18 protein-coding genes and 2 pseudogenes are annotated in these 13,418 nt (G+C 60.4%); 7 read left to right on the forward strand and 13 right to left on the reverse strand.

The genetic code is table 11. The features are described from left to right. Positions 1-73 precede the first annotated feature (73 nt). Both ACX3P1_RS23400 and ACX3P1_RS23405 read right to left on the reverse strand, forming a co-directional pair. Positions 74-406 (reverse strand): annotated as a pseudogene (locus ACX3P1_RS23400) (DUF6537 domain-containing protein); the annotation flags it as partial. 31 nt (positions 407-437) lie between these two features. Beyond that, entirely contained in the window at positions 438-701 is a 264-nt protein-coding gene (locus tag ACX3P1_RS23405) for a transposase (RefSeq protein WP_459082022.1), read from the reverse strand. Positions 702-1,369: 668 nt separating this feature from the next. On the opposite strand from ACX3P1_RS23405, the gene ACX3P1_RS23410 reads away from it, so the two are divergent. The 5 genes from ACX3P1_RS23410 to ACX3P1_RS23430 all read left to right on the forward strand — a co-directional run bounded on the left by ACX3P1_RS23410 (position 1,370) and on the right by ACX3P1_RS23430 (position 4,772). Continuing rightward, positions 1,370-1,612: a Rid family hydrolase gene (locus ACX3P1_RS23410; RefSeq protein WP_459082023.1), complete on the forward strand. Its 243-nt coding sequence runs from the start codon at positions 1,370-1,372 to the stop codon at positions 1,610-1,612. A 219-nt stretch (positions 1,613-1,831) separates the two neighbouring features. After that, positions 1,832-3,265, forward strand: coding sequence for an NfeD family protein (locus ACX3P1_RS23415; protein WP_459081985.1), 1,434 nt, complete (start codon positions 1,832-1,834; stop codon positions 3,263-3,265). A gap of 30 nt (positions 3,266-3,295) precedes the next feature. Further along, entirely contained in the window at positions 3,296-4,075 is a 780-nt protein-coding gene (locus tag ACX3P1_RS23420) for a slipin family protein (RefSeq protein ID WP_459081986.1), read from the forward strand. A 20-nt stretch (positions 4,076-4,095) separates the two neighbouring features. Continuing rightward, the gene (locus ACX3P1_RS23425) at positions 4,096-4,575 is read left to right on the forward strand and encodes a hypothetical protein (protein ID WP_459082027.1); all 480 of its coding nucleotides are present in this window, start codon (positions 4,096-4,098) and stop codon (positions 4,573-4,575) included. After that, on the forward strand, positions 4,533-4,772 hold the full coding sequence (locus ACX3P1_RS23430; RefSeq protein WP_459082024.1) for a GNAT family N-acetyltransferase: 240 nt from the start codon (positions 4,533-4,535) through the stop codon (positions 4,770-4,772). The genes ACX3P1_RS23425 and ACX3P1_RS23430 overlap by 43 nt, the downstream gene beginning before the upstream one ends. Positions 4,773-5,084: 312 nt before the next feature. On the opposite strand, the gene ACX3P1_RS23435 is transcribed toward ACX3P1_RS23430, so the two are convergent. From ACX3P1_RS23435 to ACX3P1_RS23480, 10 genes and pseudogenes are all read right to left on the reverse strand, one after another. After that, positions 5,085-5,306, reverse strand: coding sequence for a CsbD family protein (locus ACX3P1_RS23435; RefSeq protein WP_459081987.1), 222 nt, complete (start codon positions 5,304-5,306; stop codon positions 5,085-5,087). A 779-nt stretch (positions 5,307-6,085) separates the two neighbouring features. Next, positions 6,086-6,739: an SCO family protein gene (locus ACX3P1_RS23440; protein WP_459081988.1), complete on the reverse strand. Its 654-nt coding sequence runs from the start codon at positions 6,737-6,739 to the stop codon at positions 6,086-6,088. Continuing rightward, positions 6,736-7,023 (reverse strand): hypothetical protein, encoded by a 288-nt coding sequence (locus tag ACX3P1_RS23445; protein WP_459081989.1) that lies wholly within the window; start codon positions 7,021-7,023, stop codon positions 6,736-6,738. The genes ACX3P1_RS23440 and ACX3P1_RS23445 overlap by 4 nt, the downstream gene beginning before the upstream one ends. Before the next feature lie 14 nt (positions 7,024-7,037). Continuing rightward, on the reverse strand, positions 7,038-7,559 hold the full coding sequence (locus ACX3P1_RS23450) for a TlpA family protein disulfide reductase (RefSeq protein WP_459081990.1): 522 nt from the start codon (positions 7,557-7,559) through the stop codon (positions 7,038-7,040). After that, positions 7,556-8,020 carry a c-type cytochrome gene (locus tag ACX3P1_RS23455; protein ID WP_459081991.1) on the reverse strand — a complete coding sequence of 155 codons (465 nt, stop codon included), beginning with the start codon at positions 8,018-8,020 and terminating at the stop codon, positions 7,556-7,558. The genes ACX3P1_RS23450 and ACX3P1_RS23455 overlap by 4 nt, the downstream gene beginning before the upstream one ends. Further along, on the reverse strand, positions 8,017-8,157 hold the full coding sequence (locus ACX3P1_RS23460) for a hypothetical protein (protein ID WP_459081992.1): 141 nt from the start codon (positions 8,155-8,157) through the stop codon (positions 8,017-8,019). Before ACX3P1_RS23460 ends, ACX3P1_RS23455 begins: the two co-directional genes overlap by 4 nt. A gap of 69 nt (positions 8,158-8,226) precedes the next feature. Next, a complete protein-coding gene (locus ACX3P1_RS23465; protein ID WP_459081993.1) occupies positions 8,227-8,670 on the reverse strand; it encodes a DUF411 domain-containing protein in 444 nt (147 codons plus the stop codon). A gap of 30 nt (positions 8,671-8,700) precedes the next feature. Next, positions 8,701-10,233 carry a multicopper oxidase family protein gene (locus tag ACX3P1_RS23470; RefSeq protein ID WP_459081994.1) on the reverse strand — a complete coding sequence of 511 codons (1,533 nt, stop codon included), beginning with the start codon at positions 10,231-10,233 and terminating at the stop codon, positions 8,701-8,703. Between the two features lie 142 nt (positions 10,234-10,375). Further along, the gene (locus ACX3P1_RS23475; protein WP_459081995.1) at positions 10,376-10,714 is read right to left on the reverse strand and encodes a hypothetical protein; all 339 of its coding nucleotides are present in this window, start codon (positions 10,712-10,714) and stop codon (positions 10,376-10,378) included. A gap of 48 nt (positions 10,715-10,762) precedes the next feature. After that, a pseudogene (locus ACX3P1_RS23480) lies at positions 10,763-11,526 on the reverse strand (IS6 family transposase). 159 nt (positions 11,527-11,685) lie between these two features. Between ACX3P1_RS23480 and ACX3P1_RS23485 the strand changes: the two are divergent. Continuing rightward, positions 11,686-12,000: a hypothetical protein gene (locus ACX3P1_RS23485; protein WP_459081996.1), complete on the forward strand. Its 315-nt coding sequence runs from the start codon at positions 11,686-11,688 to the stop codon at positions 11,998-12,000. Positions 12,001-12,146: 146 nt separating this feature from the next. On the opposite strand, the gene ACX3P1_RS23490 is transcribed toward ACX3P1_RS23485, so the two are convergent. Next, positions 12,147-12,641 carry an SH3 domain-containing protein gene (locus tag ACX3P1_RS23490; RefSeq protein ID WP_459081997.1) on the reverse strand — a complete coding sequence of 165 codons (495 nt, stop codon included), beginning with the start codon at positions 12,639-12,641 and terminating at the stop codon, positions 12,147-12,149. A 174-nt stretch (positions 12,642-12,815) separates the two neighbouring features. On the opposite strand from ACX3P1_RS23490, the gene ACX3P1_RS23495 reads away from it, so the two are divergent. Then, positions 12,816-13,328, forward strand: a complete 513-nt coding sequence (locus tag ACX3P1_RS23495) for a hypothetical protein (protein ID WP_459081998.1) — start codon at positions 12,816-12,818, stop codon at positions 13,326-13,328. The last annotated feature ends 90 nt before the right edge of the window (positions 13,329-13,418 follow it).

Genomic DNA, 13,418 nt, shown 5'->3' on the forward strand with positions numbered 1-13,418 from the left:
GGGGGCGCCCCCCATCACGATCGTTCGCGCCAGGCAGCCTTCTGATGAGTTGAGCGGCCAAGCAGGTGGCGTGCTAAAGCGAAGCCACCGTTTTCAGCGCGCCATCCAGCATGTCCCCCTTCTCGTCCTTGAGCGCTGCTTCGCGCAGACGCCTTATCCAGTCGGCGGCGTCGTCGCGACCTTCGAGAAGCTCCAGGCTGGACAGCACGCGGTCGAATTTCGACTGCCCGCGAACATGGGTATCGCTGTAGCCCTTGATCAGCCGGCGGCAATCGAGAATTTCGACGCCGAGCGCGTAGTCCGCAGGCACATGGTCCAGCGCCAGCCGATACCAGTGCTCCAGATGTGCTGCTTCCACCTTGTGGCGCAGCAGCGACCGCCGCCAACGACGCAGGCCGCCGATGAACGGCTTTGGTGCATAGATGCGATCAAAGGGTTCAGTGACTTTGTAGTTTGATCAGCGGACGCGCTCGGACAGGGGCCTCGCGAGTCGTATGATCGGGCACGGTCAGATCAAGGTTCATCAAAGCCATAAGCGAGCGCACAAAACCCTCGGTCTGGCGCAGTGGAAACCGGGCCAGAACGCCAAGCATCAGCGTTGTCTCGATCGCCAGATTGGAGAACCGGCGCTGACCGCCGGGCGTATTCCGACACGATGGGCGCCACCCTTCAATCGCCTCAGCCGAAATCCACATCCTGATATCGCCGCGCTGCGTTGAATTTAAACGGCATGCAAATCTCGGTTAGCTCGTGATCGAGGCCCTCATACCATCACTGGCCTATCCTTGCACCAACGCCGCACCGAGCTGGTTCTGACCGGCTGCGTCGCGCGTTGAGGTTTGCAGTCCAAGCCCTGGCTGGCTCTCGAACCGCGTTTCCGAACCCGTACAGGATCGGGCCACACTTGCTCTGTCAGTTTGCCGTCGTCCCGACAATGCAACCAAAATGATGCCCGCGGGTTGCTTGAATGGAGCCCGTCCACGTCGGCCGACTGGGGGAGTTAAAAAAATGCAACAGAAAAAGGCATTTGCCGGCATGAGCCCGCGAGAACTATTGTCCCTGATCGGGATGACGGCCGGCAGCGTGACGGCGATCAAAAGAAGGAAAAACCGATGCACATCAAGCGGATCAGCGCCGCCACGCTCATTCTCACCCTGGCCTTTGCCAGCACGGCACTGGCCGAGGATGTCGTGCGTCACAAGATTCCCAATTCTGATTTTCCGATTGCCTAGGCGGTGGAGGTTCCGGCCGGAAAGACCACCGTCTATGTCAGCGGCGCCGTTCCTTCTGTCGTCGATGAAAACGCCGACAAGAACACCACAGCCGCCTATGGCGACACCAAACCCAGACGGAATCCCTATTCAAATCCATCGACAAAACCCTCGACGGTCTCGGCCTCAAGATGGGCGATGTGATCAAGATGCAGGTATTCCTGGTTGGGGATCCCGACAAGGAAGGCAAGATGGACTTTACCGGCTTCATGGAGGGTTACACCCAGTTTTTTGGCACTGATGCGCAGCCCAACCTGCCCTCGCGCTCGGTGTTCCAGGTCGCCGGCCTCGCCAATCCGGGTTTCCTGGTCGAGATCGAGGTCACAGCTGTTCGGCCCTGATTGCGGACTTCCACCCTTTCGGGCGTGGGACGCGCCACATCGGATCCTTCAGACCATAGATGTGGCCAGGCTTGAGGCGTGTCGCCGTTAGAAGTTCCCTGCGAAGACGGCTCCTATGAATGGAACAGTTCGCATTGGATCCTTTTTGACGATGAAAGGAACCCGGATTTTTTTACTGCGTGTTTTCTTGGAAGTGCGTGCGATTAGGATATGGGAACCATGAACACCGATACAAAAGCAGCTTGCTGGTGGCGAAATTGCCTCGGGTCCGGGTCCGTCCGCATCTTTGCGGCAGCGCTTCTGGTGCTGTTCGGTATTTTCGGCTTGGCCGCGTCCGCGCAGAACAGCCGGGTCGCTGTCGTCCTGACGCTGGATGGCGTCGTCGGTCCCGCGACGGCTGACTATATCGTCCGGGGCATCCAACGCGCGGCCGAGCGGAAGGCGACACTCGTCGTGCTGCGGATGGACACGCCGGGCGGCCTCGATACTTCCATGCGCGATATCATCCGCGAGATCCTCGCCTCCCCGGTTCCTGTCGCTTCCTTCGTGACGCCTTCGGGCGCACGTGCGGCAAGCGCAGGCACCTACATCCTCTATGCCAGCCATGTGGCGGCGATGGTGCCGGGCACCAATCTGGGCGCTGCCACGCCGATCGCAATTGGCGGGAGTGGGGGCCTGCCCTTCGGGAGTGAGCAGGATAAGGACGGTGGCAAGGCCGGAAAAGACAAGCCAGCCGCGCCCGCCAATGCCTCGGAGGCCAAGGCGATCAACGACGCCGTGGCCTATATTCGCGGACTTGCCGAAATTCGTGACCGTAACGCCGACTGGGCAGAGCAGGCAGTGCGCGAGGCGTCGAGCCTGACCGCCACCGACGCCGCGCGCGAGAACGTGATTGACTTCACCGCCACGAGCATCGATGACCTGCTGGCCAAGGCAAACGGCATGAGCGTCCGCGTCGGGCATGCCGAAACGGTGCTCGACACGCAAGGCCTCGCCATCGAGGAGGTCGCGCCCGACTGGCGCACGCGTTTCCTGTCCGTTATCACCCATCCCAATGTCGCGCTCATCTTCATGATGATCGGCATCTACGGGCTGATCTTCGAATTCATGAACCCCGGCGCGCTGGTTCCAGGAACCATCGGCGGCATCAGTCTCGTAATGGGGCTTTACGCGCTGGCGGTGCTGCCGGTCACCTATGCGGGTGTCGGCCTCGTCTTCCTGGGGGCCGCGCTGCTGGTAGCCGAGGCGATCACCCCATCCTTCGGCGTGCTGGGTGTTGGCGGCACGGCGGCGTTTGTGCTTGGCGCGGCAATCCTGTTCGACACTGACGTGCCAGGCTTCCAAATATCGTGGCAGATGCTTGGCGCGGTCGGGATTGCCAGCCTGCTGATGTCGCTGCTGGTGGCGTGGCTGGCCTTCACCTCGCGCCGCGGCAAGGTGGTCACCGGCAAGGAACAGATGATAGGCGCCGCCGCAGAGGTCCTGAGCTGGAATGGAAACGCTGGGTATGTTCTCGCCCATGGTGAGCGCTGGAAGGCCGTTGCCGACATGCCTCTGACAGTCGGACAGACCGTGCGGATCGAAGATATTGACGGCCTCACGCTCAAGACCACCGCTGCTCTAATCCCGGCGACGGAAAGCCCACAAAGATGACACTGCTCTTAATCTCGAGAGGACAATCTCATGGATAACATGTTCGGCGACTTGATCTTCTACATCGTGCTTGTTGCCATTCTGCTGGGGATACTAGGCTCTACGGTCAAGATCCTGCGTGAATATGAGCGCGCCGTGGTCTTCACGCTCGGCCGTTTCACCGGCACCAAGGGACCGGGCCTCATCCTGCTCGTCCCCTTCGTGCAGCAGATGATGCGCGTCGACCTGCGCGTGCTCGTCCTCGATGTCCCGAGCCAGGACGTGATCAGCCGCGACAACGTGTCGGTTCGGGTGAGTGCGGTGATCTATTTCCGCGTCATCGATCCAGAAAGGGCCATGATCCAGGTCGAGAACTACATGCAGGCGACCAGCGAACTGGCGCAAACGACGCTGCGCTCAGTGCTCGGCAAGCACGAACTCGACGAGATGCTGGCCGAACGCGACAAGCTCAACGTCGACATCCAGGCAATCCTCGACAAGCAGACCGACGCCTGGGGCATCAAGGTTGCCAATGTCGAGATCAAGCATGTTGATGTCGATGAATCGATGACCCGGGCGATCGCCCGCCAGGCTGAAGCCGAGCGCGAGCGCCGTGCCAAGATCATCAACGCCGAGGGCGAGCAGCAGGCCGCGCAAAAGCTGCTAGAGGCGGCACAGATACTGGCCAAGGAACCGCAGGCGATGCAACTGCGCTATCTCAGCTCGCTCAATGTGATCGCCGGAGAGAAGAGCTCGACCATTGTCTTCCCCTTCCCGATGGAACTCGCCAGCCTGATCCCAAGCCTTTCGAAGGCGAAGAAAACGCCGTAGACAGTGTTGGTCTCCAAAATATGATGGCAGGAGAGACATCGAACAACCGGGCCGACGATGGTCCGTTCATTGAGATCAGAGCGCTGGTCGCTGCAGAGTTGCGAGAAGCGGCAGCCATCCTCGCCCAGGGCATGCTTGATAATCCCTTGCACGTCGCAGTGTTCGGCACAGACGTGGAGCATAGACAAAAGCGACTGATGCGCCTTTTTCGTCACTTGACCGCCTATATTGAGGCGAATGGGCAGGTGCTGGGCGCATATGCGAACGGTGAACTGGTCGGTGTGCTGGGCATGATAGAACCCGGCGGCTGTCGTCCAGCGCTGTTGGATAGACTGCGCTTTGTCTGCATGGCCGTGGCCAGCACCCACCCTCCCGATTGCTGTGTATCAGCCGCTGGCTGTGGGCGTGGGCGCGTAACGATCCAACTTGTCCGCACTGGCATATCGGTCCGCTGGCCGTGCGGCATGCGTACCGACGGCGAGGCATCGGACGGTACTTGATGTCACGTTGTTGCCGGCGCATGGACGAGCTGTCGGTTACAGCCTATCTGGAGACTGACCTGGCAATCAACGTAGCCTTTTACGAGACGCTTGGTTTCGTCGTGATCAGGCGCGAGTTTGTGCTCGGCGTGCCGAACTGGTTCATGTGCCTTCCACCATCGGGCGGGACGCTAAAAGATGCGACCCCTTCGTCGTAGGTTTTCTGCCAGATCAGCGCAGCCCAAGAGATCCCGATGGCGCGATTAGGCTGAGCCGAATGTTCTGGCGACGGACAGTTTCAATGACCAATTAAGACTGCACCGCCCCGTAACGCGAGAGGAGTCCCGGGCTTCTGATTGATGGCAACAGGCTCCAGCGGGAGAACCAAGTATGCGTTCCCCAGAGAAGCGCGTTGCCCAGAAGTCTCGACGCAAATGGCGCCCGGCCAGAGCGCGAGAGCCTACACCCTGACACACAACTGGCACATTGGCTTCTACGTCGGCCGGGACATCTCGTTTCCCAGAAAGAATCTAGCGGGTGGGGTAATCAAGCCAAGTCTTACCAACGAACCAATCGCCCACATCTCGCTTTGCACGGTCGTTTTCAAGACCGTAGCGTTCTTGAATTTTGCCCTCAAGCTGATCGCGGCGGCCGGCGATCTGATCAAGATCATCATCGGTGAGTTTCCCCCACTGCTCTTTGACCTTGCCCTTAACCTGCTTCCAATTTCCTTCGATGCGGTTCCAGTCCATGGTTTTCTCCATAAGGCGGGCATCGCCTGCGGACAAAACGCGGGGCCGGCTGTTTTGTTCATCTCAACAAAAAGACCGCGCATCCGTCAGGACACGCGGCGGTGAGATTGGCTGAAATACGCAAGAAAAAAGCGGGCCGTAATGCCCGCTTCCCTTCGGTCTTGAGACTTGTACGCCGCCAGTACATTCGTGGTCGGCGCACCATCAATCAAGGCAAATGCGGCTGCTGCTCGGGGAAACCCTAGATCGTATCTCGGCGAGCGTTCCCTGCCGGCGTGCAGCCTATGTCCCCGATATAGGGCTGTTCTATCATAAAGCAAGCCGGTACAGAAAACCCGCCACCGGAGGGGACAAGTGGCGGGCTTGCAAGCCGAGGAAGTGGAGTCTCCTCTGTCGCGGGTGGGAAGCGCGACTTTCGTTCAAACGGCGTTGAGGCAGGAACGTTCCAATCAAGTCAGGATAAAACCAGCAGCAATAACGGTGAGCGCAAGCGATAAGGCGATGCGTCAGGGCAGGCAGCCTCTCGATCGTTCGATACTGGCGGCATTCAAACGCGCGCAGGATAGAGGCAGGCTTGACGTTGCCGAGCATCTCCTGTGCGCGCTGGAATGCTTATGCGACGGCCCGGTTGAAGGCAGTGCCGCACAGGACGCCTATCGGCTGATCTGCGATTGCAACGAACCAAGACCCCCGCGGCAAGAGAAGTCGCGTCGCCGCAAAGTCTGACGACCGCGGCCGCTTTGTGCATATTGCGGCGTTCCTGCCGTCTTGGCGGGCACTTACCCATCCGTTGGCTTGTTCCCCCTGTTGGTAAGCCCGTTGACATACATGACCAAGTTGAGCGGGTCGAACCTCAGGCCATGGAACTTGGCGGCAAAGCGCCCGCCACGGTCGATGACGTGGGTGACCACCCCGTGCATCTGCTGGCCATCATCGACCGGGTCGAAGCGCTGGCTGTATTCCTCGGCGAGCTTGCGTGTCGCATCCGCGGCCTGCCCATCCCGCGTGGTCAGGAACAGCCAGTTGCGCGGGTCAAGCCCATGCGGGGCGCCATAGGCCTTCAGGATATCCGGCGTGTCCGCCGCCGGATCGGTGGTGACCGTCAGGAACTGCACCATGTCTTTCATCGGCGTGGCGTTCACCATCTGCTGCACCCGCGCGATCAAGTCGGAATGCAGCGGGCAGACATCGGTGCAACTGGCGAAGACGAAATTGAGCACGACGATCTTGTTGGAGAAGTCCGCGAGGCGGATGGGCGCGCCGTCGGCGTCGGCCAGTTCGAATCCGGGCGCTGCGGGCGCGTCGATCACCTGGAAATACTTCTCCTCGCTGCCCATCAGCCTGTCGAGATCGGCCCCCGGGTGATGGGCATGTGCCGGAAGCGCGAGTGCCGGGATGGCGGCCATCGAGAGGAGAAGGGCTCTTCTGTTCATTTTCGGTCTCCGGCTGTATCGGTGCGTTCGGACGGTGCCTGGCACGAAGCCGCCTTCGCGTGTGGCATGAGGCGATGCATGCAGACGCCGAGCGCGCACATGACGGCGCAGGGAAGCGCGGCCAGGATGGTGGAAGCGAGCCCGGCTGCCGCGAGCCAGTCCCATCTCGACCAGAGGGCGACGGCAAGCGCCGAGAGGCCGGCGAGCAGCCAGGCGCGCGTTCGCAAAGCGCGCAGCAGCCTTGCTGCGGTTTTGGGTGAATAGAGTCCGGATTGCACCGTCATGGCTTCTGGTTCCTTTACTTATGTCGTTCGATCGCACCTGTCAGGAAGGCGATCATCTCCGGCGCGTCCCACGCGGCGGGTCCGGAGAGGCGTGCCAGCTCGTTTCCGTCCGGACCGATCAGGAGCGTGGCAGGCAGCCCGAAGAGCGCAAGCGCGCGAAGAGCGGCCCCGTCCTGGTCGATGAAGACCGGTAGGCTGACCCCGATCTCGTCAAAGAACTTCCGGACAGCGCCGGCGCCGGCGCGATCCACGGAAAGGGCGACGACCTCGAATCCTTCGCCGCCGAGCCGCTCCTGCAAGCGGTCGAGCGTCGGCATTTCGGCGCGGCAGGGCGCGCACCACGTTGCCCAGACATTGAGCAGCACCACCTTGTCGCGCCAAGACTTAAGCGTTTGCGGCGCGCCCGACTCGTCGGTGAAGACGAGTTCGGGCACGGGTTGCGGCTCCTCGTGCAGGATTATGCCCGCAGGCTCCTGCGCCGGCGCGCCCGCTACGGCGAGGATGGCCATGGCCATCGCCAACAGGATCGCCTTCATTGCGTCTTCTCCTTCTCCCGGAGACTCATTCCCGCCTGATAGGCACGCTCCCGCTCGGGCCACGTGCTCTTGATGAAGCTCAGGACGGCTTGGATCTCCCCATCGTCCATCACCTCGCCGAAAGGCGGCATGTCGCTCTCGTAGCCGTTGCCGACCACCGCGGCGGGACCTTCCTTGGTGATGCGGAAGAGCACGCCGTCAGGATGGTGCCAGGTGTGTCCGGAGGCGTCGTGCGGCGGCGCGGGCATGCGTCCCGTGGCAAGCGGTCTTTTCCAGTCGGTCTGGCCTTCCAGATTGGCCCCGTGGCAACTGGCGCAGCGCTGCGCATAGAGCGCACGGCCGCGCGCGACGGTTGAAGCCGACGGCGCGCCATTATCCGTGCCGAACGGCCAGCCCCAGACCAAGGCAAGTCCGATTATCGCCGCGCCGAGCGCGACCGCAGCCATGGCGATCCGTTTCATTTGCGGCTGCTGAAGAAGACATACTTGACCAGTGCTGCCGCCCCGAGGGCGAGCACCACAACAGCAAGCAGCCAGATCAGGCCCATGCCCCACATCATGCCCGTGCCTTCCATCATGCCGTTGGGAGCGTTCATCATGGTTCATTCCTTTCATGCCGGCCTCGGCGGATCTCGCGCGTGCCGAGAAATCCGCGCTTGGCAGAATTTCTATTCCTTTGCGTAGACATCGGTTATCGCGCCCGTTTTCGGGACTTCCAGGATCTCGAACGGCGCTTCCTGCGCGCCGCTCATGCCGGGTGATCCCAGGGGCATGCCGGGCAGTGTCACGCCCTTGATGTCGGGCCGTTCGGTCAGGAGCTTCCTGACCGTGTTGACGGGCACATGACCGCTGACGACATAGCCGTCGATCATGGACAGATGGCAGCCCTGGAAATCATCGGGGATCCCGGCCTCGCGGCTCATGGTGACAAGATCGTGGGTCGGCTTGACGGTGACGGTGAAGCCGTTCTGCCGCAGATAGTCGGCATAGTCTTCGCAGCAGCCGCATAGCGGCGACTTGTAGAGCGTGATCTCCTTGCTCTCGTCGGCATAGGCCGCGCCCGTGCCGATCAAAAGCGCGGCGAGAACGATAGGTTTCAGAACAGTGCGCATTGGCGGTTCTCCTTTTCTGTGAAGGTATTTTCAGGCGACGCGGAAGACGCCCATCATGCCTGCGGCCTGATGTTCGAGAATATGGCAGTGGATCATCCAGTCGCCGGGGTTATCGGCGACGAAGGCGATTTCGACTTTTTCGCGCGGGGCCATCAAAACCGTGTCCTGCCATTCGCGGTAGCGGGTTGGCTTGCCGTTGCGCGAGAGCACCCGGAACGAGTGGCCGTGCAGGTGGATCGGGTGATGCCAGGCCGTCGCATTGGTCATGGCGATAACGTGCGCCCGATCCCGCTCCAACGTCAGCATCGGCTTCATGACATGGCCTTCGGCGGCGACCCCGTTGATGAACCAGATGCCGCCCGTGTGCATCATGTCCATCTTCATGCCCATGCCACCCATCATGCCGCCCATCTGGCCAGCGGGATCCTTGCCCATGTTGTTGCCCATCATTCCGTCCATCGCGCCAGAGGAACCCTTGCCCATGCTGCCGCCCATCTCCTGCATGACCATGGTGCCCATCATGCCGCCGTTGAAGGTAACTTCGTGCCGGGTGGCTGTGGCCAGGTCGGGTTCCTGCAAGGGGTTCGGCGGCAATACGACAGGCCAGTCGGGCATCTTGTCCCTGAGCGGCGTGTCGGCATAGGCGAGATCGACCAGGCGATATTCCAACCCTTCGTAGAAGCGGTCGGTCACGGAAACCCGGCTTCCGAGATTGGCCGTCATGTCGAGGATGACGTCGGCGCGCATGGCCGGGCCGAGCACGACAAGTCCGCCATCCGGCGCATGGGGCGTGACCGGTTGCCCGTCGAGCGCCACGATGGCCGGCTCGTGGCCTGCAAAGTCGAGCCCGAAGATGCGTGCGTTGGCGGAATTGATCAGCCGCAGCCGGATGCGCTCGCCCCTGTGCACCGTAAAACCATCGGGAACGCGGCCGTTGATGGTGACGGTGTTGCCGACGCGGCCGCCATGCATCGCGTCGTGCATGTTGCCGAAGTCGTCGCTGATTTCGGCCGATTTCGTCAGCCGCCAGTCGCCGAGCACCCAGGTCACGTCGCGGTCGACCCGGATTGGCACCGGCTCCTCGATAATCAGCGGGCCATAAAGACCGCGCCCGACCTGCTCAAAGCTGCGCTGATGCGGATGATACCAGAAAGTTCCGGCATCGACCGCGTCGAATTCATAGACGAAATCCTTGCCCACACCGATCGGAGGCTGCGTCAGGTGGGGCACCCCATCCATGGCGTTAGGAACGCGAACGCCATGCCAGTGGACGGTGGTTTCCTCGGCGAGGCCGTTTTCGACCGTGACCCGCAGGCGTTCGCCCTGCCTGATGCGGATTTCGGGGCCGGGAACCCTGCCATTGTAGGACCAGGCCGGTGTTTCTTCATGGGGTTCCGGCACCAGACGGACACGGCTCGGGGCAGCGCGCAGCCTGACTTCTCGCAACGGCGCGGCTTGGGCGGGTGAGGGGGAATGCAAGGGCATCATCGCACTGGCCGCGGTTGCGGCGGACGATGCAAGGAAGGCGCGACGCGTCAGCGTCGGCAGGCGAAATTTACGCATGGTTTGGTCATCCTGAAGTTCTCGTCTGGATCGCATGTCATCGCAGGGGAGGTGCGCGCGTTCATGCAGGACTACGACCACGGGCGGCGTTGAGGCCGTCCATGACACGTGCAGCCGCAAGCCGGACGATTTTCCGGCGACGTCAGCTCAGGATGATGGTTCGAGGAGGATAGGGTTGCGGTGACCCGATGTGGCCGGCGGATTCTTTCACCGGAGAAACGGCGACTTCGGTTTGGGCAACGGGAAGGTCAATCCGGGTGACCGGTGCGATCGCGATGAGCGGAGCCACGCATGCCTGGTCGCAAGCAAGGCTCTTGCCGTTGTCGGAGGGGCAATCCTGGCAATCTCCCATGGTTCCGTCGGCCATCGCGATGGCTGACATTTGCAGGGACATGCTTGTCGCGCCCGCTGCATTTGCCACAGTGCCCGCAGCGAATGCTGTGAGCAACACGATTGCGAATATGCGGGCAAGCTTGCGCATGGCCTTGGTGGTAGTCTTCTTTCTGATTTCTGTCCAGATTGCATGGTGTCACAGCGGTGCGAAGTGCACCGAGGCACAGCTCAAGTAGCATTTCCCGATTGCCGCAGAAGCCGGATGACGGCGGCTTCGGGGATGCATCGCGGTCTCTCGCAGCTCCCGATAATGGTGAGATGGAATGTCGTGTCGTGGAACATGAAATAGGTTGGCGATTGGATCATGGATTGCAACGAAACGCTGAAGTTGTCGCGGTGACTTGAACCGCTTCATGATACGCTCACGTCGTCGAACGGGTTGATGAGAATTCTCTGCTCGATTGGTCAGCCCTTTGTGGGAGCGGTGTTCGACGCTGGGCATGATCTCCCGCTTCGCCGCACCATAGGATCGGAGCTTGTCGGTGATCATTCCGCGCGGGGCAGAACCTTGCCCTTTGAGAATCGTGCGCTTCAACCGCTTGACAACCTTGGCATTGCGGCGGCTTTGGACCAGAGCGGCGAGGACGAAGCCATGCTGATCGACGGCGCGCCACAACCAGTGTTTCTTTCCCCCAATGGTGATGACGACCTCGCGAGGTACCATTTGTCACCGAGCCTGCCGGCTGAGCGCTTGCGGGTTTCATTGGCGAAGTGCCTACCGAATTTCTCCGTCCACAATCTCACGGTTTGGTGAGAGACGATTATGCCACGCGCCGCCAACATATCATCGACCATGCGCAGGCTGAGTGGAAACCGGAAATAGCGCCAAACGGCATGGGTAATCACTTCCGCTGGAAACCGGTGACGACGATAGAGAGGATCACGTGCAGATCTGGTCATGCCATCAGATTCCATATTTTGATCGCTCCTGCAGGACAATCTTCTGGCACATATGCGAGGGTCGCGGTTATGGAGGGCGACAGCGGTGGTAAGTGACGCTAGTGCGGTTGTCAGCTTAGTCCTTTTGCGGCACAATATTTGCGGGAGGGTGCCGGGGGTATGACACCGCAGCATTTCGAAATCATGCAAATTGCATTTGAAATGGCTTCTGACAGTATTATGGGAAAGGGCAATTTCCATGCCGAATTTGCCACCAACAGCATGCGAATCCTCTTGGATGCGGCGGCCCATGAAGAAGTGGTCGAAGCCGCGCAGGCCGTTCTAGACGCGCTCGACGACCTTAAGCCTCTTGTTCACGAAGGCAGGAGAAGCAGAGCATGGCAGGATCAAAAGCTGTTTGTGCAGGATGCCTTCTCTCGTTTCGACGGAATTTATGAAAAGAGAGTTGTCTCCGAAAGCGCCGCTCAGTTGTGACGCTGCCACTGATATCGATGCCAAATTGGCGACGAGAATCGGTCGGGCGATAACAGTACCGCCAGCCCTGAAACGCTTCTCGACCGCGACCGCGAGCAGACTTCCCAAGAAGTGAGCTGTTCGACTTCTGAAGGAACGATTGCTGATCACAGAACTTCGCCGGGATAAGCACCCCACAAGCGTGTCTGTTTGACGAAGCCAGCCATTGTATCGACTGCGATTCTGCACCATTGCCCGTCGCAGCGAACCAGTTCGACAGGAATTTCAGGTTCGAGCCAGGCCGTGACGGGGCCGTCGGCTGTGGGATTTTTGCGCAGCGCGATATTGTTCCTGTCCCAAGGGGCTGTTACCGCCGTCCTGCGCCCGGATAGGAGCGGGCCGTAGATCCATCCACTGGTTCCTTCCCAATCCCGCACGCGACGCCAATTGCCATATTCCTGGTAGATCTCGAGCGGTATGCCCGGACGAACGAAGGTCCATTCGATTTCGTATTGAACACTTGGCCCGATACGAAGATTGGCTGGCGAACCCTTCAGCGAGACGAAGCGGGGAAGAGGGAAATCACTCACCTCGGCTCTGAGGCCAATGGGCGTTGTTAAAAGCAGCGCGGTGATGAAGCCGCAATAAAAGATGGCGCGCATGCGGTATCCGGCATGGCTGACACCCTGGCGGGTTGACGAAAGCTCAGGGGTTTGCGTCGAATCGGAGCAGCTCACAGGGAATTCATTCTCGATTCCTAAATAGATCGACGATTGTGGTCGACAGAATACGGCTCAGTGCTCACATAGCGGTATGAAGATTGACGGAGTGTAAGCATGAGATTTTTTCTATTGCCGGCATCCACCCGCGTCAGAACGTGTTTGGCCGCGATGGACATGGAGCATGGAGCGGAGTGGTCGACGACGTGTCCGCACGGAGCGGGCGGCTTGCCAAGGATGGGGAAGGCCGTTCTGGTTCTGATCGCGATGCTGTCGGCTTCGGTGACCTTTATCCAACCCGTGCAAGCGGAAAGCCGCATGTGGGTTGCGGCCGATAATGCGAAGCGGCGCAGTTGCCCGTCGATGGAATGCGGCATTATCGGTAGGTTATTCTTCCGCGAGACGGTCGTTGTCTATGAGACGAGCAAAGGATGGTCACGGGTGTCAGGCTATTCAAACGCCGGCTGCTATGAAGAACAGTCATCCTTCGTTCAAGCAGGGCGCAACGACTGCAGCGAGGAGAATGGCGTTTCGGACGGCGAGTTTGCCATTTGGGTGAAGTCGGATTCCCTCGCCGATCAAAAGCCGGGACGCTCTCCAGAGATTCAGGGATCGGACGAGACAATTTGATCCCTGGCGTTAGGAATGCCTTAACCGTTTTGTAACGGTGGCTGCCTAGTTTCACACCCTCGCGGCCGGTTCGTTCGGCTTCAGTTCACG

It is taken from the genome of Mesorhizobium sp. A623 (assembly GCF_054489405.1).

What these genes read in the sequence shown, in the direction of transcription:
- ACX3P1_RS23420 (WP_459081986.1), top strand. Translation starts at nt 3,296, where the DNA reads ATGGATAACATGTTCGGCGACTTGATCTTCTACATCGTGCTTGTTGCC.
- ACX3P1_RS23475 (WP_459081995.1), bottom strand. Translation starts at nt 10,714, where the DNA reads ATGCGCAAGCTTGCCCGCATATTCGCAATCGTGTTGCTCACAGCATTC.
- ACX3P1_RS23440 (WP_459081988.1), bottom strand. Translation starts at nt 6,739, where the DNA reads ATGAACAGAAGAGCCCTTCTCCTCTCGATGGCCGCCATCCCGGCACTC.
- ACX3P1_RS23495 (WP_459081998.1), top strand. Translation starts at nt 12,816, where the DNA reads ATGAGATTTTTTCTATTGCCGGCATCCACCCGCGTCAGAACGTGTTTG.
- ACX3P1_RS23425 (WP_459082027.1), top strand. Translation starts at nt 4,096, where the DNA reads ATGATGGCAGGAGAGACATCGAACAACCGGGCCGACGATGGTCCGTTC.
- ACX3P1_RS23465 (WP_459081993.1), bottom strand. Translation starts at nt 8,670, where the DNA reads ATGCGCACTGTTCTGAAACCTATCGTTCTCGCCGCGCTTTTGATCGGC.
- ACX3P1_RS23460 (WP_459081992.1), bottom strand. Translation starts at nt 8,157, where the DNA reads ATGATGAACGCTCCCAACGGCATGATGGAAGGCACGGGCATGATGTGG.
- ACX3P1_RS23455 (WP_459081991.1), bottom strand. Translation starts at nt 8,020, where the DNA reads ATGAAACGGATCGCCATGGCTGCGGTCGCGCTCGGCGCGGCGATAATC.
- ACX3P1_RS23485 (WP_459081996.1), top strand. Translation starts at nt 11,686, where the DNA reads ATGACACCGCAGCATTTCGAAATCATGCAAATTGCATTTGAAATGGCT.
- ACX3P1_RS23435 (WP_459081987.1), bottom strand. Translation starts at nt 5,306, where the DNA reads ATGGACTGGAACCGCATCGAAGGAAATTGGAAGCAGGTTAAGGGCAAG.
- ACX3P1_RS23450 (WP_459081990.1), bottom strand. Translation starts at nt 7,559, where the DNA reads ATGAAGGCGATCCTGTTGGCGATGGCCATGGCCATCCTCGCCGTAGCG.
- ACX3P1_RS23490 (WP_459081997.1), bottom strand. Translation starts at nt 12,641, where the DNA reads ATGCGCGCCATCTTTTATTGCGGCTTCATCACCGCGCTGCTTTTAACA.
- ACX3P1_RS23415 (WP_459081985.1), top strand. Translation starts at nt 1,832, where the DNA reads ATGAACACCGATACAAAAGCAGCTTGCTGGTGGCGAAATTGCCTCGGG.
- ACX3P1_RS23445 (WP_459081989.1), bottom strand. Translation starts at nt 7,023, where the DNA reads ATGACGGTGCAATCCGGACTCTATTCACCCAAAACCGCAGCAAGGCTG.
- ACX3P1_RS23470 (WP_459081994.1), bottom strand. Translation starts at nt 10,233, where the DNA reads ATGCGTAAATTTCGCCTGCCGACGCTGACGCGTCGCGCCTTCCTTGCA.